This is a genomic window from Tardiphaga sp. 768_D3_N2_1 (assembly GCF_052076105.1).
In the GTDB taxonomy this organism is placed as follows: domain Bacteria; phylum Pseudomonadota; class Alphaproteobacteria; order Rhizobiales; family Xanthobacteraceae; genus Tardiphaga.
In genome coordinates this window covers 832,566-851,922 of sequence record NZ_CP197245.1, presented here as the reverse complement: position 1 = coordinate 851,922, position 19,357 = coordinate 832,566, and the positions used below count along the sequence as shown (strand labels likewise).

Annotated in this window: 18 protein-coding genes, 1 tRNA gene and 1 pseudogene; 7 read left to right on the top strand and 13 right to left on the bottom strand. The window is 59.9% G+C overall.

The window, feature by feature from the left end; translation table 11 throughout:
* Window positions 1-7 precede the first annotated feature (7 nt).
* Together AB8A27_RS04065 and AB8A27_RS04060 are read right to left on the bottom strand one after the other, a co-directional pair.
* Window positions 8-1,042: a class 1 fructose-bisphosphatase gene (locus AB8A27_RS04065; RefSeq protein WP_441240798.1), complete on the bottom strand. Its 1,035-nt coding sequence runs from the start codon at window positions 1,040-1,042 to the stop codon at window positions 8-10.
* 164 nt (window positions 1,043-1,206) lie between these two features.
* Window positions 1,207-1,362 carry a hypothetical protein gene (locus AB8A27_RS04060; RefSeq protein WP_441240797.1) on the bottom strand — a complete coding sequence of 52 codons (156 nt, stop codon included), beginning with the start codon at window positions 1,360-1,362 and terminating at the stop codon, window positions 1,207-1,209.
* Here AB8A27_RS04060 and AB8A27_RS04055 point away from each other — a divergent pair.
* Together AB8A27_RS04055 and AB8A27_RS04050 are read left to right on the top strand one after the other, a co-directional pair.
* Window positions 1,361-2,377 carry a pyridoxal phosphate-dependent aminotransferase gene (locus tag AB8A27_RS04055; protein ID WP_441240796.1) on the top strand — a complete coding sequence of 339 codons (1,017 nt, stop codon included), beginning with the start codon at window positions 1,361-1,363 and terminating at the stop codon, window positions 2,375-2,377. The two genes, AB8A27_RS04060 and AB8A27_RS04055, sit on opposite strands and share 2 nt — an antisense overlap.
* A 119-nt stretch (window positions 2,378-2,496) precedes the next feature.
* Window positions 2,497-3,291 carry a lytic transglycosylase domain-containing protein gene (locus AB8A27_RS04050; RefSeq protein WP_441240795.1) on the top strand — a complete coding sequence of 265 codons (795 nt, stop codon included), beginning with the start codon at window positions 2,497-2,499 and terminating at the stop codon, window positions 3,289-3,291.
* 125 nt (window positions 3,292-3,416) lie between these two features.
* Here AB8A27_RS04050 and AB8A27_RS04045 read toward each other — a convergent pair whose 3' ends face one another.
* From AB8A27_RS04045 to fdnG, 10 genes and pseudogenes are all read right to left on the bottom strand, one after another.
* Window positions 3,417-3,809, bottom strand: coding sequence for a hypothetical protein (locus tag AB8A27_RS04045; RefSeq protein ID WP_441240794.1), 393 nt, complete (start codon window positions 3,807-3,809; stop codon window positions 3,417-3,419).
* Window positions 3,796-4,257: a hypothetical protein gene (locus tag AB8A27_RS04040; protein ID WP_441240793.1), complete on the bottom strand. Its 462-nt coding sequence runs from the start codon at window positions 4,255-4,257 to the stop codon at window positions 3,796-3,798. The genes AB8A27_RS04045 and AB8A27_RS04040 overlap by 14 nt, the downstream gene beginning before the upstream one ends.
* Before the next feature lie 18 nt (window positions 4,258-4,275).
* Window positions 4,276-4,371 (bottom strand) — tRNA-Sec (locus tag AB8A27_RS04035).
* Window positions 4,372-4,497: 126 nt separating this feature from the next.
* Window positions 4,498-6,330: pseudogene (gene selB, locus AB8A27_RS04030) on the bottom strand (selenocysteine-specific translation elongation factor); the annotation flags it as partial.
* A complete protein-coding gene (locus AB8A27_RS04025; protein WP_441240792.1) occupies window positions 6,327-7,115 on the bottom strand; it encodes a tetratricopeptide repeat protein in 789 nt (262 codons plus the stop codon). The gene AB8A27_RS04025 and the pseudogene selB, both read right to left, overlap by 4 nt.
* Window positions 7,102-8,520, bottom strand: coding sequence for an L-seryl-tRNA(Sec) selenium transferase (gene selA / locus AB8A27_RS04020; protein WP_441240791.1), 1,419 nt, complete (start codon window positions 8,518-8,520; stop codon window positions 7,102-7,104). Before selA ends, AB8A27_RS04025 begins: the two co-directional genes overlap by 14 nt.
* Window positions 8,521-8,528: 8 nt before the next feature.
* Complete coding sequence (gene fdhE / locus AB8A27_RS04015; protein WP_441240790.1) at window positions 8,529-9,446, bottom strand: formate dehydrogenase accessory protein FdhE; 918 nt, start codon at window positions 9,444-9,446, stop codon at window positions 8,529-8,531.
* A gap of 72 nt (window positions 9,447-9,518) precedes the next feature.
* Window positions 9,519-10,196, bottom strand: a complete 678-nt coding sequence (locus AB8A27_RS04010; RefSeq protein ID WP_441240789.1) for a formate dehydrogenase subunit gamma — start codon at window positions 10,194-10,196, stop codon at window positions 9,519-9,521.
* A complete protein-coding gene (fdxH, locus tag AB8A27_RS04005; RefSeq protein ID WP_441240788.1) occupies window positions 10,193-11,134 on the bottom strand; it encodes a formate dehydrogenase subunit beta in 942 nt (313 codons plus the stop codon). The genes AB8A27_RS04010 and fdxH overlap by 4 nt, the downstream gene beginning before the upstream one ends.
* Window positions 11,135-11,146: 12 nt before the next feature.
* Window positions 11,147-14,227 (bottom strand): formate dehydrogenase-N subunit alpha, encoded by a 3,081-nt coding sequence (fdnG, locus tag AB8A27_RS04000; protein WP_441240787.1) that lies wholly within the window; start codon window positions 14,225-14,227, stop codon window positions 11,147-11,149.
* Between the two features lie 321 nt (window positions 14,228-14,548).
* Here fdnG and AB8A27_RS03995 point away from each other — a divergent pair, with 321 nt between their 5' ends.
* From AB8A27_RS03995 to AB8A27_RS03975, 5 genes are all read left to right on the top strand, one after another.
* Window positions 14,549-15,175, top strand: coding sequence for a TlpA family protein disulfide reductase (locus AB8A27_RS03995; protein ID WP_441240786.1), 627 nt, complete (start codon window positions 14,549-14,551; stop codon window positions 15,173-15,175).
* Window positions 15,165-16,268: a transglutaminase-like domain-containing protein gene (locus tag AB8A27_RS03990; protein ID WP_441240785.1), complete on the top strand. Its 1,104-nt coding sequence runs from the start codon at window positions 15,165-15,167 to the stop codon at window positions 16,266-16,268. Before AB8A27_RS03995 ends, AB8A27_RS03990 begins: the two co-directional genes overlap by 11 nt.
* Before the next feature lie 129 nt (window positions 16,269-16,397).
* On the top strand, window positions 16,398-16,721 hold the full coding sequence (locus tag AB8A27_RS03985) for a hypothetical protein (RefSeq protein ID WP_441240784.1): 324 nt from the start codon (window positions 16,398-16,400) through the stop codon (window positions 16,719-16,721).
* 288 nt (window positions 16,722-17,009) lie between these two features.
* Window positions 17,010-18,059: a selenide, water dikinase SelD gene (selD, locus tag AB8A27_RS03980; RefSeq protein WP_441240783.1), complete on the top strand. Its 1,050-nt coding sequence runs from the start codon at window positions 17,010-17,012 to the stop codon at window positions 18,057-18,059.
* Window positions 18,060-18,452: 393 nt separating this feature from the next.
* Window positions 18,453-18,830 (top strand): hypothetical protein, encoded by a 378-nt coding sequence (locus AB8A27_RS03975; protein WP_441240782.1) that lies wholly within the window; start codon window positions 18,453-18,455, stop codon window positions 18,828-18,830.
* A gap of 232 nt (window positions 18,831-19,062) precedes the next feature.
* Here the strand turns inward: AB8A27_RS03975 and AB8A27_RS03970 are convergent, their stop codons facing one another.
* Complete coding sequence (locus AB8A27_RS03970; RefSeq protein ID WP_441240781.1) at window positions 19,063-19,233, bottom strand: hypothetical protein; 171 nt, start codon at window positions 19,231-19,233, stop codon at window positions 19,063-19,065.
* Between the last annotated feature and the right edge of the window lie 124 nt (window positions 19,234-19,357).

Sequence of the window (19,357 nt, the reverse complement as noted above, 5' to 3'; positions counted from 1 at the left end):
CCCCGGTTCAGCGAAACAGGCCGCGCCGCGCAAACAGCGGCGCGTCGCTATTGTCGAACATCGGTTCGATCCCCTCGTGAATGGCGGCGACGTCGCGAACGCCGCGCACCGAGCCCATGATCAGCGGCACGCGCTGGTGCGGCGTTCGCGCCGAGAGTTCGAGGATGCGGCGACGGCCGGTGGTGGCGGCGCCTCCGGCCCATTCCATGACCAACGCCATCGGATGGGCTTCGTATAAAAGGCGCAGGCGCCCTTCGCGATATCCAGGGCGCGCGTCGGCCGGATAAAGGAAGACCCCGCCGCGGACGAGAATGCGAAGTGACTCGGCAACCAGCGAGCCGATCCAGCGCATATTGAAATCTGCACCGCCGTTGCCGCTAATGCCGGCCAGGCATTCGTCGATATAGGCCCGCACCGGACCGTGCCAGTGTCGCCGGTTCGACGCGTTGATGGCGAATTCCGGCGTATTGGGCGCAATCCTGACGCCTTGTGCGACGAGCAGGAATTCACGCGCGTGGCGGCCCAGAATGAAGATGTCGACACGCCCGTTGTACGCGAGCACTAGCGTGGTCTGGGGACCGTAGACCACGAAGCCCGCGGCGCACTGAGCCGTGCCCGGCTCGAAGAAGGTGGAAACCACATCGTTGCCGCGCGGACGAATCGAGAAAATGGTTCCGACCGAAATGTTGTTCTCAAGATTGGCGGAGCCATCCAGCGGATCAATCGCGACACAGAGCGGCGCGGCGACGTCGAGGATTTCGGGCAATTCCGCCTCTTCGGACAGAATGGCGGCGACGGGGGTCACAGCCAGCGCGCGGCGCATCATCCCGTCCGCGACAACATCGATATCCTTCTGCGCATCGCCGTCGGAATTCACGCCGCTGAGACGGCCGGTAATGCCGGCCAGCGGGCCGTCGGCAATGAGGTCGGCAAGGTCGATGGACGTGGCGGCGATTCCCTCGATCACGGCGCCGACCGCAGCCCAGTTCGGCGTCTTCGCCGCCTGATCGAGATGCGAACGCAGCGTCACGCGTTCATCCATGACCGTTCCCTCGTCGCTGCCCTCTGCGGGGCTATTTCAAAGCGTCGTGCCGTTCGGCACCCGCGCAGCAACAACATCCCAGTTTGCGGAATTAGTGAAATATTCTTATCTTTGGCCGGGGCAAAGTTTTCCTTATAGAGGTGGCGACAACGGTGAGCCGGTTGCTACGGGAATTGGCCCTTCAACAGTTGCGCGCTGACCGCCGTTTCACCGCGCTCGGTGATCAGCGGCTCGACGCCCATACGGCGCTTGAACTCTTCACTGCCGCCGGCACTGCGCTGACTCCGGATCGCCGCAAAGCGCGTATAGTCCCTCGCCATGACCGACACACCCAGCTCAATCATCCGCCTGTCGCACAATGAGAGTCCGTTCGGCCCTTCGCCGCGGGCGCTTCGTGCCATCGAGGAGAACCTCGCCCATCTCGACCGCTATGTCGGCGACGAGCTGGACGAGCTGACCGCCGCCATCGCCGCGCACGAACGCGTCGCGCCCGACCAAATCGTGCTCGGCGAAATCCTGGATGTACTCGGCCTGTTTCTCTCCGCCCGCGGCGATCCCGGCGGCGAATTCATCTATTCGGAGCCGGGCTATACGGCGCTGGTCGATGCCGTCGCGCCGGCTGGCGGCAAGGTCATCGCCGTGCCGCTGAATGATCGGCTCGAAAACGATCTTCCGGCCATCGCCAGCGCGGTGAGTGCGCGAACCCGCGCCGTCTATCTCGTCAACCCGCATAATCCGAGCGGCACCGTGAGCCCGGCCGAGGAATTCATCGCATTCGTCCGCGATCTATCGAACCGCGCGCTGGTGATCGTCGACGAAGCCTATCTCGACTATACGCCCGATCCGGAACGGCGCACGGTGGCCGGTCTCGTGCGTGACGGCCATCAGGTCGTCGTATTCAGGACCTTCGCCAAGATACGTGGCCTCGCCGGTCTCGCCATGGGCTATGTGCTGGCGCCTGCCGAGCTTGCCAAATCGCTCAGGCAGATCGGCATCGGCGCGTTTCATGGCCTCAACCGCCTCGGCCTCGTCGCCGCTCAGGCAAGTCTAAGCGATCGCGCACATATCACCGCAGTGCGTACCGCGGTTGCCGCCGAGCGTGAGAGTTGGCACACTTTGTTTCGCACGAGCGGCGCTTCCTTCTCCGCAGCGCAGGGCAATTTCGTATTCTTCGATGCCGGCCGGCGACACAGCGATGTGACTGCAGCCCTTGCTGCGCAAGGCATCGCGCTCAAGCAGTCCTATCCTGCGATGCCGGCCTGGCTGCGGATATCGATCGGTCTGCCTCATCACAATGCGCTGGCGCGCCAGATCGTCGCCGACAGCCTGCGCTGATCGCCGACGATGGCACCAAACGCTGGCCTGGGCTATCGCAACATCCGAGCCGCTGCCTTGGCACGCACAACCTTAACCAACCGGGCTATGCCGCTGTCAGGCCTTCTCTCCCAAAACCTATGTCAAAAATAAGCAAGAGCTTCGTTCCTCGCCTTCGCCGCTGGCGGCGCAGCGGACGGTGGGCGCGACGAAAGTTTGCGAGAGCGCCGCGAGCCGTTCGGATTGCGGGCATCGTCGCAATCGTGCTCGCCACTCTTGCGACGACAAACCTCATTTATCACGTGATCCAAAAGCCGACCGAGTTGTTCTTCTTTATCGGCCACAAGCTCGACAAGGAGCCGGTCGAGACGTGGCGGCAATACGGTCCGTTGTTTCGCGCCTATTCGACCCATTCGATCACGCCCGAATTGTTGGCCGCGCTGGCGCAAGTCGAAAGCTCGGGCAATCCGGTCGACCGCACCTATTGGCGCTGGCGGTTCAGCTTCAATCCTTTCGCGATCTACCGGCCCGCATCCAGCGCTGTTGGCCTCTTCCAAATGACCGATCCGGCCTATTCCGAGGTTGCGCAGTTCTGCATCAGAGCGAAGACTGTCAAGGATACGGGCTGCGGCTTCGGACCCTATATTCGCGCAATCCCGAGTCATGCCGTAGAGCTGGCATCGATATACCTCGACCGCAATGTGGCTGCCGTCCTCACCCGGGCGGGCGGTGTTGTCGCGAACGCGCAACAGACGCAGGATCTTGCCGCCTTTATCCATCTCTGCGGCGGAGGTCCCGCCACCGCTTACGCACGCCGTCGCTTTCAGATGATGACCGGCGAGCGGTGTGGGGATCATCTCGTTGCGGCTTACATCTCCAAGGTCAACGCGATGAAACGGCAGTTCCTGCGCTTCGCAGCCGATGGCGGAAATTAACGCGTGAGTTGGGGGGACCGAAGTGCCACTCATCAATCGGTCTCTGACATGAGCTTCTTGCTGATTTTTGGGGTGACCTGCGCCAGTGGCTCGAGCTTTAGCTGCGAGCCTGACGCAAGCGTGAATCATTCTTCTTCGACTTCCTCGATCCTCATTCTTCGTCCCCATTTGTCGAAGCAGTGCCCTTCGTTCAGCACCAAGCGGTCATCATCAAGCCGCTCCTCAAGTCCACGTAACTGCAGGCGCGCGGCAGAATTGTCCAACGGCCCACCAAAAGGAGCCACGTTCGGAAAGAATGCAGCTCCATCCCATTCCCGCCCCGCACCAGCGAACAGAACCGTGATTCCACTCCAGTCGACGTCATCGCCGATCACGTTAAAATAAGTTGAGCACAGCGGAGTGACTTTATCGTCGGCGATCTCAATCAGAACCACGAGCGCAGTGAAGGCCCCCGTCTTCGAAAATTCCGTAACGATCCAGCGATCGAAATCGGTGAGAATTGCGTCAGAAATCGACAACTGGCGTCTCCGGCATGTAATTCTCAAACAGTACCCAGAACGGATTGGGATGCGTTGCCGCGTACCAGGCTTCGAATTCGCCCAGAGCCTCGATCACATCGGGCTTCTCTTCGTTCTCATCTGCGCTGGGCACGAGACTCGCAAACATGGCCTGAGCGACCGGCGCAAAGCGTGACAGAACCTCGCTCCGGGCTTCACTATCATTCACCCATCCCAGTTTTGCGCGCAGAACGACCGTCGCGCCCGCGACCGCAATTTCTTCGCTTTCAGCCTGGGTAATGACGCCGGCGACCTCCTTCATAAGATGAAGCCTACGAAATGCGAAGGAACGCTGTTTCTCCAGCTCTTTCATCCGCTCAGCGATACCGCGGCGAAACTCGTCCTCCGCCACAGAGCTTTGGTCCGCTGATCGTTTCAGCACGTCAATGAAGGATGCTGCGGGATCCATCGCATTTTCTTTCTAACGTGGCGGAAGAGAGAGGGAGTCGAACCCACCAAGGACCGGCTCGCGGCCCCTCCCGGATTTGAAGTCCGGACGCCCCACCGGGGACGATTCCCTTCCAGGATTCGAAGCGTTGTCAGGAACGGCTTCTATCGTTCTGCTGAACAAATCGAGCCGATACCTGTTAACGCGGCGAAGATCGCCCCGGCGAAGCGTTACGCCGTGGCGATCGAAGAATTCGAGGATCTGGATTGCGACTTTGCGGCCATTGTCCACCCGGTCGCGAAACTGCGAGGCTGTGAACTGTCCAAGCGGCTGGCTCTGGCTCAGGCCGACGACGATCCGGACCATTTCGGCAACCGTCTCTCGCAAAAAGAAATGATCGTGTGCGACCTCATCGACTCTGCCCATACGACCAAGCAGCTTCAACAAGCGCCGTATGTCGGTTTCATGCGCCCCCAGAACGCCTGCAATGTCACGCACCCTTGGTGGACGAAAACGCTCCGAACCAGAAAGCAACATCGCGATCCTCGGCCAGAGCTTTTCATCCTCGACGGTCAGGCGCACTTCATGCCCAGCCAGGCGCACCCACGCCCCATCCAGAGCGATCTCCTTGCTGCGGACAAGCCCGCCGAGAATCGAAAGCAGCACCGGTGCCGGCAGACGCGGCTCAAGCTGCATCCTCAAGCGCTCGAGACCCATACCCTGTAAATCGGGGTTATCCGCGTGAAATACCTGCAGCGTCGCGAGCAAACTTCGCTTGAACTCGAGCCATACCGGCGCGGACATGGCGAATACGCCGCCGGCTGTGCGCGAAGTGACAGCGGACAAATGATCGACGATCTTCTGAACGTGGCTCTCCGGAAAAACGTGGTCTCGCGCAAACGCCGACAGTTCGACAAACCACGGCGGAATCTCAAGCAAGGCCGCCAGCGCCACCTCGGGATCATCGATGCGGTAAGCACGCAATTGAGCCATCCGCTCCGGCGATCGCCGTTTGCGGGCCGGTGCGCGCAGATCCAGAAATTTCCCGCCGCCGATTGTTCGCTGGCTGGTAGTGTCGCGCACAACGAATCTATCCCCGACCGCTGCAGCTATGGGCCGATTCAGCACGAACTGCACCACGCCGGTTTGACCGGGCATTAACGGCGTATCTTCCAGCAAAACCAGACGCGCCCCGGCGTCCGCCGACGCATGAAAGAGATGGACGGGCATCCATTGCGTGACTGGTTTAGACTCTGAAGCGAGCAGCTGTAACTCCACATCAATTCGGCTTGTCGGCGCGTGCAGCCTCTGGTCAAGAACCATGTCACCGCGGGAAATCGCATCCTTGCTGATACCCTCCCCCGCCAAATTGAGAGCACACCGCTGACCGGCGACACCGCGCGCGCATGGACGGTTCTGCGCATGAACGGAGCGCACGCGAGCTGCCACACCGGGGGGAGAAATCATGACGTGATCGCCGTTCGATACGGCTCCGGACAGAACCGTGCCGGTGACGACGGTTCCTGTGCCGGGAAGCGTGAAGGATCGATCGACAGCAAGGCGAAAAAGGTCCGAAGACGCTCGCGTGCCAATTGTCTTGGCGAGACCGAACAAATAATCCCGCAACTCGGCTATGCCTTCGCCGCGAACGGTCGAAACCCGAAAGATGTCAGAGCCGGCCAGCTTCGATTGCTGCAGCAGTTGCGTGATATCCTTCGACACGTCGTCCTGCCGCGACCGGGAAACAATGTCCGTTTTTGTCAACGCGACAACGCCTCTCTCGATTCCCAGAAGATCGACAATCGCCAGATGCTCCAGCGTCTGAGGCTTGATCCCGTCATCGGCCGCGACGACCAGAATCACAAAATCGATTCCGGTGGCTCCTGCGAGCATGTTATGAATAAATTTCTCGTGGCCCGGGACGTCGACAAACCCAAGAACCGTTCCATCCGGCGCCGGAAGGTAGGCAAAACCAAGATCGATGGAAATGCCGCGGGCCTTTTCCTCCTTCAGGCGATCCGTTTCCACACCGGTCAGCGCACGCACCAATGACGTTTTTCCGTGATCGATATGGCCCGCGGTTCCGATAATCATGATGATGGTTCGGGTAGCGGCAGCGCCGCGCATTGTTCAGCCTCCGCGACTTCGGAGTCCGAAAGGACCGAACGTGCCGCAGTGAGAAATCGCGGTGCAAGCGGGCTTGCACCGGCATGAGCCCGCAACAGCCAGATCAGAGCCTGGCGCGGATGTCGTTCGACGCCTGCTCCGAGATAATATGCGGCTCCGAGCATGGCCTGACCGTCCGCATCTCCACGCTCTGCACCCCGACGCCACCAGTAAACCGCCAGCGCAGGATCGCGCTCAACGCCAATGGCGTTATGATAGAGCATTCCCAGACGGGTCATGGATGAGGCGATGTTCTGTTCGGCGGCCGCCAATGCCCATTTCCGCGCATCAGCGTAATCGTGAACAATCACCTCTCCTTCGAGCAGCATCCAGCTCAACATGTCCTGCGCTGGCCCATCGCCAGCCTCTGCGGCGGAGCGATAGAGCGCGGCCGCGCGCCTGAAATCCTCCTTGACGCCGTCTCCCCTGAAATAGAGGGCAGCCAGATTTCGTTGCCCCGCCGGATCACCTGCATCTGCCGACAATGTCAGCCAGTTCACTGCGAGCACGAAATCCGGCTCGACACCCCAACCTTCGGCAAAGCATGTTCCGATATGGGCCTGCGCCCGGGCTATTCCCGCGTGAGCGAGCGGTCCCCATATTTCGAGGGCTCTCTGATAATCTCCGCGGTCCGCGGCTTCAGAGGCGGCATCCATCTGAGCCGAAACCGATTGTGCATCGATCGTCCGGGCAACGGCGTCAGGCGCTCTCATTGCTTTTCTCCGAAAGGTCGAGCGATTCGAGATTCCTTGCGAAGGCGCGTTCGTCATCGAGGCATCGCAGATCGAGAACCAGCGCCTGCTCCTCGATTCTTCCGATCACAGGAATATCGAGATCGCGCAATCCTTCTGCCAGGCGTTTCAGGAGACGCCCGGCACCACGCGCCGACAACGAGCGGATGGCAAGGCCGGCGCTTGGCATGGTGACCAGCGGCAAAGCTCCCGAACCGATCTGGCTTTCGCAGGCCGTAACCTCAACGGAAAATAACGGGCCGACCGCGGCCTGCACATCTGGCAGCAGCCGACGCGAACACGCTTCAATAGCCGATCGGGAAAGCGACAACAGCCGGACAGTGGGAAGCCGCTGAGCAAGCCTGTCCGGATCGCGATAGAGTTTCAGCGTTGCTTCAATCGCGGCAATCCGCATCTTGTCCAGACGCAAGGCCCGCTTCATCGGATTGCGATTGATGGCGGCGATCAGATCCTTACGGCCCACGATGAATCCGGCCTGTGGACCGCCCAGCAATTTGTCGCCGGAGAAGGTGACGACATCGGCGCCATCCACAATCGCCTCAGCGACTGTCGGCTCATGGGCAAGGCCAAACTGCGCAAGATCGACCAGCGTTCCCGAACCCAGATCGTGGACCATCGGGATACTCCGTTCGACGGCCAACGCCGCCAGTTCGCGAGCGCCTACTTCCTTGGTGAAACCTTCGATCCGATAATTCGAGGTGTGAACCTTGAAGATAATCCCCGTCTTCGCGCCGATCGCTCCAACATAATCTTTCTTGTGTGTGCGGTTGGTCGTCCCGACCTCGACGAGTTTCGTGCCCGCACGGGACATGATCTCGGGCATCCGAAACGCCCCGCCGATTTCGATCAACTCCCCGCGCGAAACAATTGTTTCGCGCCGATGCGCAAGCGTGTTGAGCACGATCAGAACTGCCGCGGCATTGTTGTTGACGACAGTCGCATCCTCGGCGCCGGTGAGTTCGCACAAGAGGTCACGCAGGTGATCGTCGCGCTCCCCGCGGCGCCCTCCTTCAAGATCGAATTCGAGCGCCATCGCCGAGCGCATCGCGGTAACCGCGGCCTCGATCGCAGATTCGGCGAGAACAGCGCGGCCAAGATTGGTGTGCAGGACAGTTCCGGTCAGATTGAACACGGGCCGGAGCTTCGGCCGCTCCTGCGCTTCGAGCAGCGAAACAGCCGCTGCGGTCACCTCCTCCGGCCGGTCCGGCACAGCCCCGTTTCCGCGGGATTGAGAGATCACATGACGGACTGCGCTGACGACGGCCGGCCTGCCGAAGCGCCTGATCGCATCAGCCGCAACGGCAGTCTTGAGCACCCCGTCCACCGAAGGAAGCCTGCGCAGGTTAGCGGTTACGATTTTCTCCATGACCTGCCTCAATAGCCAAGCAAGAAGAGGTTGAGGCCACCGCGCCAGTAATCGTCATCCCGCAACAATAAATCCAGGCCAAGACTGGCGACATCGTCGGCCATCGGGTCGAGCTCTGGCTTTTTGTGCTGGTGCAGAATCTTGACGTAGCCGCGGCACGACTCGCAGGTTTCCGCCAGGACGGTCCCGTCCCCTCCTTCGATCTCGCGATAGGCGATGCCTTTGGTCGAGCTGCACAGCGTGCATTTGATCCGGACATAATGCCACTGCGTCGCGCATAACGAACACATGCAGTATCTCGCGCCGTGGGCACCCCGCCATCCCACCACCATTGAGGCCACCGGGGCGTCGCCGCAGGAGGGACACACGCCATCGCCAACCGGGACCAACTTTTTGGCATCGAGTTTTGAAGCCAGGCGCGCGAAGTGGACCTGCAGTGCCGCGGCCACAAAGACATGCTCAGCAAATTCCTCGACGGGGATTTCGTTCGCAAGCACAGCCTGCGCCATGGCGATCCGCGCCTCAGAGTCCGTGCCGGTAACACGCGCCAGTGCAGTCCTCGCAGTGTCCGGCATTTCGACCAGCGACACCGCCTGCAGCAGGCGACCGAGCGTTGCATCAAAAGCGGCATCCACCGTGAAGCGATTGCGATCAAGCGGCGGCATCCCATAGGCGCGGGCCCGCTCGCGATCCTCGGAGGTTGGGAGGTCGACGTCAGGCAGATCGTCCTGCAACCGGTGCTGACAGGACGAAAGGTCCGCTAAGAAATAGAGAAAAGGCGCCAGTCCATTTCCGGCAGCCAGATCGCGGAAACGCTCTGCTCTGAGTTGAAATAATGTCGACGGATCGGGGAGACGCGCAAACGGCGGCTCGGCGATCTCGCCGATCGGCACAGGATCGCGCCCAGGCGTGTCGACCTTATCCATCAATGACCTCACGAACCCGCCGGGCCACGTGCACCTCGACAACTCCCTAAGCCGACATGATATAACCCGCGATCAAGAACGACGTTCCTTCCCTCCGACCAATTCCCGGAGCCATTTGCGATGGTGCCGCCATGCCCACCCGCCGGTGACGCGGCCTCGCGTCATCGCGCTGATCGTGCCGCGCACCCAGATGGCGGCATAGACGTGCACGATCCAGACGCAGATGATCGTCACCGCGGCGACCGCATGGATGAGAACCGCGATACGCTTCTGGTCAATCGTCGAATACGCAGCGAAGTACTGGTCCCAGATCACAAAACCGCTCGCGATCAGAACCAGGATGAGAAGTGACATCCCCCAGAAAACCGCCTTCTGACCGGCATTGTACTTGCCAACCTCCGGCAAGCGTTCTTCGTGACCGGTCAGCACGTCCTTGAGCCGCGCGAGCCAGGTGCCATCCTCAGCCTTCCACAGGTTCGCCCGCCAGAACCGAATGAACAGGCCGGTGAAGCTGAAAAACAGCACAACGCCAATCCAGGGATGGATCGCACGCGTCCACTGTCCTCCACCGAACAGCCCGGTCAGGAAAAACAGGCTCGGATGAAACAATGCGAGTCCGGACAAGGCCAACAGGACCAGGCAAGTCGCCGTGATCCAGTGGTTGATACGCGCACCGCCGGTATAGCGATCGACAGTGACGGGCTTTCCCGGATGGACGGCATCACCGCGTTCAACGTCATAAGCGGTCATGACACGTCACTCCCGGTCAGTTGCTCGGCTTTCTTTTCATCCTCTTCGGAAACTTTGTTGGGACCCGAAATCAGGTAGTGAAGGAAACCGAACGCCGCGAAGCCACCCATCGCGGCAAGGCCTGCATACTTCGTCACACCCTTCCACAATTCAACGATCGGACTGATCCTCGGGTCCCTTGCGAGATTCGCGTAGATCTCCGGTTTGTCGGCGTGATGCAGCACGTACATGACATGGGTCCCGCCCACGCCCGGTGGATCGTAAAGACCGGCATTCTTGAAGCCGCGCGACTTAAGATCCTTGATGCGGCCCTCGGCGTGCTGCTTCATCTCCTCCTTGGTGCCGAACACGATCGCTTGGGTCGGACAGGCCTTCGCACAGGCCGGGCCTTGTCCGACGGCGACGCGATCCGAACAGAGCGTGCACTTGTACGCCTTGTGGTCTACCTGCGAGATGCGCGGAATGTTGAAGGGGCATCCCTTGATGCAATATCCGCAACCAATGCATCTATCGTGGTCGAAATCGACGATGCCATTGGAATACTGCACGATCGCGCCGGGCGCCGGACACGCCTTGAGGCAGCCAGGATCCGCGCAATGCATGCAGCCGTCCTTGCGGATCAGCCATTCGAGATTCTGTGTCTCGGGATTGATCCACTCGCTGAACCGCATGACGGTCAGACTGTTTGGCGTGAGATCGAGCGGATTGTCCAGGACACCGGAATTGACTCCGACCTTTTCGCGCAGATCATTCCACTCAAGGCACGCAGCCTGACATGCCTTGCAGCCGATGCACTTGGATGTATCGATCAATTTGGCAACAGCCGTGAGTTGGCGCGCCGGCGGCGCTACATTCGATGCCGAACGCCGGATCAGATCCTGCTCGCCAAATTGAGCAGGCGTCGGCTTCACAGTCGGGTTGGGAAGCGGAGGAAACATGTGCGTGCCTCCCTATGCCACCGGCCCGGCGATGGGCTCGATATTGACCAGAAATGCCTTGTATTCAGGCGTCTCGATATTGGCGTCGCCGACAAAGGGCGAGAGCGAATTCGGCCCCCATCCCTTCTTTGCCGCGCCGATAAAACCCCAGTGGAGGGGAATGCCGACCACATGGACCGTTTTGCCGTCACAGATCAGCGGCGCGATCCGCTTGGTCACCACGGCCTTCGCCTTCACCGATCCGCGCTTGGACCAGACCCGGACCCAGCCGCCCAGTTTGATGTTCTTCTCCCTGGCCAGTTGCTCGGATATCTCGACGAAGAATTCAGGCTGCAGCGACGCGTTGATATGGGCGTTCTTGGTCCAGTAATGGAAGTGCTCGGTGAGCCGATAGGAGGTCGCCGCGTATGGAAACTCGCTGGCTTCGCCGAACTGCTCCATATCGGCCTTGAATACGCGGGCGACAGGATTGCCACGAATCTTCGGGGCGATGACGTTGACGACCGGCGATTCAAACGGCTCGTAATGCGTCGGGAACGGCCCGTCGCGCATCATGCCCCGCGTAAACAGGCGCGCGGTGCCTTCGGGGTTCATGATGTAGGGCCCCACCACACCCGGCTTGGCGTTGGGTGCGATGTCCGGCACGTCATAGCCGGTCCACTTCGCGCCGTCCCACCACAGTAGCTTGCGGCTCGGATCCCAGGGGTTACCGTTGGTGTCCGCCGACGCACGATTGTAAATAATGCGGCGGTTGACAGGCCAGGACCACGCCCACTTCGAGAACGCACCAGTTTCATCCGGATCGCTGTTATCGCGGCGGGCCATGTTATTGCCTGCCTCGTTGTAGCAGCCAGAATAGATCCAGCAGCCGGAGGCTGTTTTTCCATCGTCGCGCAGGGCGGCAAAACTGACCACCTGCTTGCCCTTCTCAAGCAGGACCTTGGTTGGATCGTTCGGGTCCATGACCGTTTCGAGCACCGAACCGTTCAACTCCTTCGCCAGCTCTTCCGGACTTGGCTCTTCCGGATCTTTGTAATCCCAAGCCAGATTGAGCATGGCATCCGGGAATGCACCGCCCTCTTTCCTGTACAGCTCGTTCAGACGCAGATGGAGCTGCGCCATGATCCATGTGTCATGCTTGGCTTCGCCCGGCGGCGTGCCGGCCGCCCAGTGCCAATGCAACTGCCGCCCCGAATTCGTGAGCGAACCGGTATCTTCGGCAAAGCAGGTCGTGGGAAGCTGGATCACCTCGGTCTGGATACTCGCCGAGTTGACGTCGTTATGTTCGCCGTGATTTTCCCAGAACCGCGCCGTCTCGGTCTGCAGAGGATCCATGACGACGAGGAACTTGAGTTTGGACAGCGCGTCCGTGACCTTCTTGCGGTTCGGGAACGCCAACAGGGGATTGAACCCCTGGCAGAAGTACCCGGTCATCTTGCCCTCGTTCATTAATTCGAAGGCGCGCAAGATGTCGTAGCCCGGAAGATCGAGCTTCGGCAGGTAGTCATAAGCGAAGTTGTTTTCCGGCGTCGCCGCCGGGCCCCACATCGACTTCAAGAAGCTGACGAAGAACTTCTTGTAGTTCTGCCAGTAGCTCATCTGATCCGGGCGCAACGGCTTGAAGCCGCGCGTCGACATATAGGTGTCGAAGGTCGGCTCTTTCTCCGTCGGGATGGTCAGATAGCCCGGGATCAGGTTCGACATCAGCCCGATATCGGTCAATCCCTGAATGTTGGAGTGACCGCGCAGAGCATTCATGCCCCCGCCGCGCACGCCGATATTGCCCAGAATGAGCTGCAACATCGCCATGGCTCTAATGTTCTGCGAACCCTTCGAATGCTGGGTCCAGCCGAGCGCATACATCGATGTCATCGTCTTGGTCGGCGACGAGCACTCCGAGATCATCTGCGCCACCTTCAGGAACTTGTCCTTCGGTGTTCCACAGATCCGCTCGACCATTTCCGGCGTGTAGATCGCAATATGCTGCTTCAGCAGGTTCCACACGCAACGCGGATTCTGCAGCGTATCGTCGGAGACCACATAGCCATCCGGGCCAAGCTCATAATCCCAGCTCGACCTGTTGTAATCGCGCTTGGCCTCGTCATAGCCGGTGAACAGGCCATCCTGATAGCCGAAGCCCTCTTTCACGATATACGGCGCGTTGGTGAATGCCTTGGTGTACTCCCACTGCACCTTGTCGTTGTCGATGCAGTACTTGATCACGCCGAGCAGGAACGCGATGTCCGTTCCCTGGCGGATCGGCGCATACAAATCAGCGACCGACGCCGAACGGGTAAAGCGCGGATCGACGACAATCAGCTTCGCGCCACGGTTGGCTTTCGCCTCCGTAACCCATTTGAATCCACAAGGATGCGCTTCGGCTGCGTTGCCGCCCATAATGATCACGAGATCCGTGTTCTTGATATCAGTCCACGAATTCGTCATCGCGCCGCGGCCAAATGTTGGAGCCAGACTGGCTACCGTGGGGCCGTGTCAAACGCGCGCTTGATTATCGAATACCAGCATCCCGGTGCTGCGAACGACCTTGTAGGTCGTCCACGCGGTTTCATTGGTCGTTGCAGAAGCAGCGAGGAAACCGGTGCTCAGCCAGCGGTTGACCGTAACGCCATCGCGGTTTCTGGCGACAAAGTTCTTGTCACGGTCATCCTTCATCAGCCGCGCGATGCGGTCGAGCGCCACGTCCCAGGTGATCTGCTCGAACTTGTCCGAGCCGGGTTTGCGAAGCATCGGATGTGTCAGGCGGGTCTCCGCATGCACCATGTCGAGAAGTGCTGCACCCTTGGGGCAGAGCGTGCCTCTGTTGGTGGGGTGATCGGCATCGCCTTCGACGTGGAAGATGTCGGCCCTCTCACCCTTCGCCAGGCTGCCCTTGGAGTAAATGATGATGCCGCAGCCGACGGCGCAGTAGGTGCAGGTGTTGCGGGTTTCCGTGACCCCGGTCAGTTTAAAAGGACGGATCGACGATGCCAGAGCCGCCTCAATTCCGCCGAAACCAAGAGCGCCGAGTGTAGTACCCGCTACCCCACCACCGGCGCTTTTCATAAATTGACGTCGCGAGATTTCCATATTCATGGCTGGTTCTCCTTCGAGATCACGGCCCCTTCGGGGGACGCCATGTCGGACGCGCCATGAGCGCGCTGGAAGTAGAATCCATCTAAGCATCGATAACGTAATGTTCAGAGATAGTTAAAGTCAACGTATACAAATGTCGCGCCTGGAAGAATGTCTGCCGCGCCGCAACATTCAAGCTGATCGGGAAACAGGGGCCGATGGCGTCGTAGCAGGTAGTCGCCGCAGTACGGCGATCGCTCGTGTCGTCAACTGCGCTGAATCGCCTCTGTAAACACATCGAATTGCGTTGACGCCAGCGCACGTTGATCCCCAGAATGTGGCGTGACCTATCCATCGGCTCCCGAGTTTCGGGGCGCGCAGTTTGGAGACATAGGGCTCTCGTTCAGAATCACGATTCTGGCGACACTTTTTCTATTGGCATTCTCGTCGGACTCGCGCGCGACTGATTTGAAGCGCATCGACGAACCTGCAAAGCCTGATTTTTCCTTGCCGGGTTTGGACGGGAGACTTGTTCCTCTCACGTCCTTTAAAGGCCGCACCGTGCTCGTCCATTTCTTTGCGACGTGGTGCGCGCCATGCCGCGAAGAATTGCCCGCCCTCACCCGCTTTTTCGACCGCTCGGCAGCTAACGTATCAGTCATCGCCATATCCGTTGCCGATGCCGATCAACGGATCAAACGTTTCCTCGAACAGACGCCGGTCAATTTTCCCGTGCTGCTGGATCGCGAGCGGACCGTGGCGAAGTCCTGGAATGTCAGCGCACTCCCCACGACCTACCTCCTCGACGCGAATCTGAAGCCCATCCTCGTGGTCGAATCCGACTTCGCATGGGACACGATCGAGATCGCGCCGGCGACTGGAAAGCTTATCGGCAACGACGCTCATGCGATCAAAACCACATCCGATCATTCAAAACAGAACCAGGGCGGAGGCGATCATGGATTTTAATCGACGCGATCTCTTGAAGGCCGGCGCCGCGATTTCATTTGTGGCGGGATTTCCCCGGCACGCGACGGCTCAGGCAGCATTTGCTCCACGTCCGGGCGCATGGCGCGAATTTCAGATCGTCACGCGTCTGGAAATAGCGAATGCCAAGGGCAAGACACAGGCCTGGATTCCCGTTCCGTCCGTCAACGAAAAGGACTGGTTCACATCCTCTCCAAGTCAATGGACGACCAACGGCAAGGCCGCGCTCAGGCATGATCCGAAATACGGGGCCGGTATGGTTCATGCGCAGTGGGGCGACGATCAGACTGCGCCTGTGATCGAGGTCATCAGTGTCATCAAGGTTCAGGACAGGGCGATTGATCTGTCCAAACCCGGCGGGGTGGCGGCGTTATCCGCCGCTGAACGAAAGCTCTACACGGGCTCAACCGAATTGATCCCGACCGATGGCATCGTCAAGGAAACTGCGGACAAGATTGTAAAGGACGCCCAAACCGATCTCGAGAAAGCGCGCGCAATCTACGAATGGGTAGTCGAGAATACATTCCGCGACGCCAAGGTCCGCGGTTGCGGCATCGGCGATATCGCATCGATGCTCAAGAGCGGAAACCTTGGCGGAAAATGTGCGGACATCAACGCGCTCTATGTCGGTCTTGCGCGAGCAGCGGATCTTCCCGCCCGCGATGTCTACGGCTTGCGCATCGCTCCGTCGAAATTCGGCTACAAGAGTCTCGGCGCCGGGTCCGCGGTGGTCTCCAAGGCACAACATTGCCGTTCGGAAGTCTATCTCGCCGGCTTCGGCTGGGTCCCGGTCGATCCGGCCGACGTGCGCAAGGTCGCACTCGAGGAACCGCCGGCCAATCTCCAACTCGATGATCCCAAGGTCGTGGCAGCCCGCCAGGCCCTGTTTGGATCATGGGAGACGAACTGGCTGGCTTATAATTTCGCACACGACATCGCCTTGCCGGGAACGAATGGTCCGAAGCTTGGCTTCTTGATGTATCCGCAGGCCGAGACCGCCAGCATGCGCCTCGATTGCCTCGATCCTGATACCTTCAAATACACGATCACGTCCAAGGAACTGACGGCGACGTGATGCGCAGTTGCCACCATATTCAGCGGGCGCCACGCTTACGGCACCCGGTTTATTTCGTCGGCTCTTCTCCGAGTCCTGGAACCTTTTGTTCCGGCCATCCGTTTTTCATCCCATCCCGCATCGGAGGCGATGATGAAAAACATTGGTCTTATTCTGTTGGCCGCCGTTGTCATGGTGTCGGCGACGTATTCGTTTGCCCAGACCAACGATCCGTCGGCCAATGCGAGGGAACAGCCCGCAGCAGCTCCGCACTCCAGCGGCTCCGGCACCGCGCCAGATGGCAAGGGCTCGACGGGCTGGACTGGCGGAGCCCGCGACCAGAACTCTCAAACGATCGGTCAAACAACAGGTCCGCAAGACGCCGAAGCAGCGAAGGATCAGCCTGCGATGGCAACGGGCAAAGACCTGCAAGGGCCACCGAAGCAGTTTTCTCCCCGTCAAACGCCGGAATAGCATCCAAGAACAGACTTGCACGGTCTTGTCGTGGAATGTGCCGGCCTGATCGTAGCGGCCTAAATCGTGACAACGGTGCAGGTGCGCGCCGGAGGTCTCCGCTTGAAGATCGCGAACCGACAACGATCACCATGAAGCCCATCTACCTGGACTACAGCGCCACATCGATCCTGCTGTACCCAGCGCGATGCTGCCCTGCCTGCGCGAAGAATTCGGCAATTCGTCGCCCGCACATGCGCGTCGTCCGATCCGCAGGAGCGCCACATCCACACCGCACGAGTTGAACACATGAATATCCACGACATACGCCTCACCAGCCTTGCGCATGGCGGCGGCTGCGGCTGCAAACTGGCGCCCTCGGTTCTGCAACAGTTGCTCGCGCGTCAATCCGCAGCGCAGCCTTTTGCGCAGCTGCTGGTCGGCACCGAGACCGGTGACGATGCTGCGGTGTGGCGGCTTGAAGATGGAACCTGCGTTATTGCAACGACGGACTTCTTCATGCCGATGGTAGACGATCCCTACGACTTCGGGCGTATCGCCGCGACAAACGCGATATCGGACATTTACGCCATGGGCGGAACCCCGATCATGGCTCTGGCAATCCTCGGAATTCCCATCGACAAGTTGCCCACAGAGATGACGGCAAAGATTCTCGCGGGCGGGGCAGCAGTTTGCGCGACCGCCGGCATTCCAATCGCGGGTGGCCACTCCATCGATTCTCCCGAACCGATCTACGGACTTGCCGTCATCGGCACCTGCAAGAAAAAAGATATCCGCCGCAATTCCGAAGCACAGGCCGAAGACGCCGTCATTTTGACCAAGCCGCTCGGCGTCGGCGTCTATGCGGCTGCTTTCAAGAAAGGCGCGCTATCGGACGTCGCCTATGCCGATATGATTGGATCGATGACACGGCTCAATCGCGTCGGAACGAAGCTCGCTGCAGATGCGTCGGTGCATGCCATGACGGATGTGACCGGGTTCGGCCTGCTCGGGCATAGTCTGGAAATGGCTCGCGGGTCGGACCTCAGCGTCATATTGAACGCAGCGGATATTCCCGTGCTCCCCGAAGCTCGACAATTGATTGAACAGGGTTTCCTGACCGGAGCCTCCGGCCGCAACTGGGCAAGTTACGGACACGAGGTTCGCCTCGATCCTGGTCGTCCCGAATGGCAACGCCAACTCCTCACTGACCCGCAAACGTCCGGCGGATTGCTGATTGCCTGCCGTGCAGATCGCGCGGAGGCGATCACGCGCCAGATCGTCGAGGATGGTCATCCATACGCGCGTGTTATCGGACGGGCAGAGAGCGGCCAACCTGTCGTTACGGTGATCGGGTGATCCGACGGGGCACCATTCGTGCGAAGAAAATCAGCTTGCGCAGATTGCCGGTTTTGCCCTCGGCATCAAAGATCATCGGCAATGCATCCGCGCAGCCGCGCGAGTTTATCGTTCGCGAGCGTTCGCCAAAATTTGCCGCCTTGCAGACATCATGCGGAGAATAATCCCCAAAACGTCCCAACTGGCCACCTCAAAATGGCCGGTCGTCACTTAGAGACCCGAAGATAGTTGAGCTTGCTGCGTTGGGACACGTCCGTGAAGCCGCCGCATGCGCAGCGGTCCGTTCGGCCGGCAATTTCATGAGATTTTTGACCCACGTCAAAGTCTCAGGCTCCGCGCGGATCAACATGGCGCAGAAGCTCATGATTAAACCAGGCCGCCATGGAGGCATCAATGTCTGAAAACAACGGCGTTCCGCATAGCGTCCTCGCAACCGCGCTGCGCCAGCGCGCCGCGCAGGCGGCTGCAGTTCAATCGGAGCTCGCCAAGAAGGTGGGCGAGATTAACCAGCATTGGCTTGAGCGGATTCAGAAAGATTCGACCGAAGCCTGGCAGTTGCTGTTCAAGCTCGGTGGAACACCCGCAATCGGCGAAAAGATCAAGCTTTGCGAACAATGGATCGAGAGCGCGATGAAGAACGCCGCCGACGATGCCAGCTACTCGTTGGACAGTGCGAGGGCTCTCGGCGAGCTTGAAATGCGCTTCTTCTCGCCGGTCGGCGCTGTGGAAACGAAAGCGTCGGAAAATGCTACCGAATTCGGTACCCCGTAAACGCGGACGGCCTGCGGGTACGACGGGAGGCGGACATGCCGATCGAACAGCAGTGGCAAGGCATCCAATCCGCTCCCGATAACTGCGATCTTGAGCTCGCAGTCATCGAGCGCGACGTCGTTCATGCACTCGTCTTTCCCTGCCGTCGCCGACCGGGAGGTTGGATACACTCGGAAACCCAAGCCGTCATCAAGGTTGATCCGACCCATTGGCGATCTTGGCGGAGATCCGATTAACCGCCGGAAGCCTTGCCGGCAGGTGGTCCGGTGTCCGGTGATGCGGCAAGCTTGGCTTCTTCCAAGGCCAGCAATCGCGTGAGCAGGTCCCGCTTGTCGGCGTCCGTTTCGGCCTCGAGCAGGCGCTTGAAGTGCGCGATGTTCAGATCGGCTACGGTCCTATCCATTAGTGATCGCCCGCGGTGACGAAAGCATTTTACCTTGGCACAAAACCAGTAGATGTGGAAGGATTTCCGCGCGGTGAGCCGTTTCCCATTAAATGGCCTGACTGCAAGCTGATCTGGGGGACTA

Bases quoted from the DNA above. Each gene is read 5' to 3' on its own strand.
- AB8A27_RS04065 (WP_441240798.1), bottom strand. From the start codon at position 1,042: ATGGATGAACGCGTGACGCTGCGTTCGCATCTCGATCAGGCGGCGAAG.
- AB8A27_RS04055 (WP_441240796.1), top strand. From the start codon at position 1,361: ATGACCGACACACCCAGCTCAATCATCCGCCTGTCGCACAATGAGAGT.
- AB8A27_RS04060 (WP_441240797.1), bottom strand. From the start codon at position 1,362: ATGGCGAGGGACTATACGCGCTTTGCGGCGATCCGGAGTCAGCGCAGT.
- AB8A27_RS04050 (WP_441240795.1), top strand. From the start codon at position 2,497: ATGTCAAAAATAAGCAAGAGCTTCGTTCCTCGCCTTCGCCGCTGGCGG.
- AB8A27_RS04040 (WP_441240793.1), bottom strand. From the start codon at position 4,257: ATGGATCCCGCAGCATCCTTCATTGACGTGCTGAAACGATCAGCGGAC.
- AB8A27_RS04025 (WP_441240792.1), bottom strand. From the start codon at position 7,115: ATGAGAGCGCCTGACGCCGTTGCCCGGACGATCGATGCACAATCGGTT.
- selA (WP_441240791.1), bottom strand. From the start codon at position 8,520: ATGGAGAAAATCGTAACCGCTAACCTGCGCAGGCTTCCTTCGGTGGAC.
- fdhE (WP_441240790.1), bottom strand. From the start codon at position 9,446: ATGGATAAGGTCGACACGCCTGGGCGCGATCCTGTGCCGATCGGCGAG.
- AB8A27_RS04010 (WP_441240789.1), bottom strand. From the start codon at position 10,196: ATGACCGCTTATGACGTTGAACGCGGTGATGCCGTCCATCCGGGAAAG.
- fdxH (WP_441240788.1), bottom strand. From the start codon at position 11,134: ATGTTTCCTCCGCTTCCCAACCCGACTGTGAAGCCGACGCCTGCTCAA.
- AB8A27_RS03990 (WP_441240785.1), top strand. From the start codon at position 15,165: ATGGATTTTAATCGACGCGATCTCTTGAAGGCCGGCGCCGCGATTTCA.
- AB8A27_RS03985 (WP_441240784.1), top strand. From the start codon at position 16,398: ATGATGAAAAACATTGGTCTTATTCTGTTGGCCGCCGTTGTCATGGTG.
- selD (WP_441240783.1), top strand. From the start codon at position 17,010: ATGAATATCCACGACATACGCCTCACCAGCCTTGCGCATGGCGGCGGC.
- AB8A27_RS03975 (WP_441240782.1), top strand. From the start codon at position 18,453: ATGTCTGAAAACAACGGCGTTCCGCATAGCGTCCTCGCAACCGCGCTG.
- AB8A27_RS03970 (WP_441240781.1), bottom strand. From the start codon at position 19,233: ATGGATAGGACCGTAGCCGATCTGAACATCGCGCACTTCAAGCGCCTG.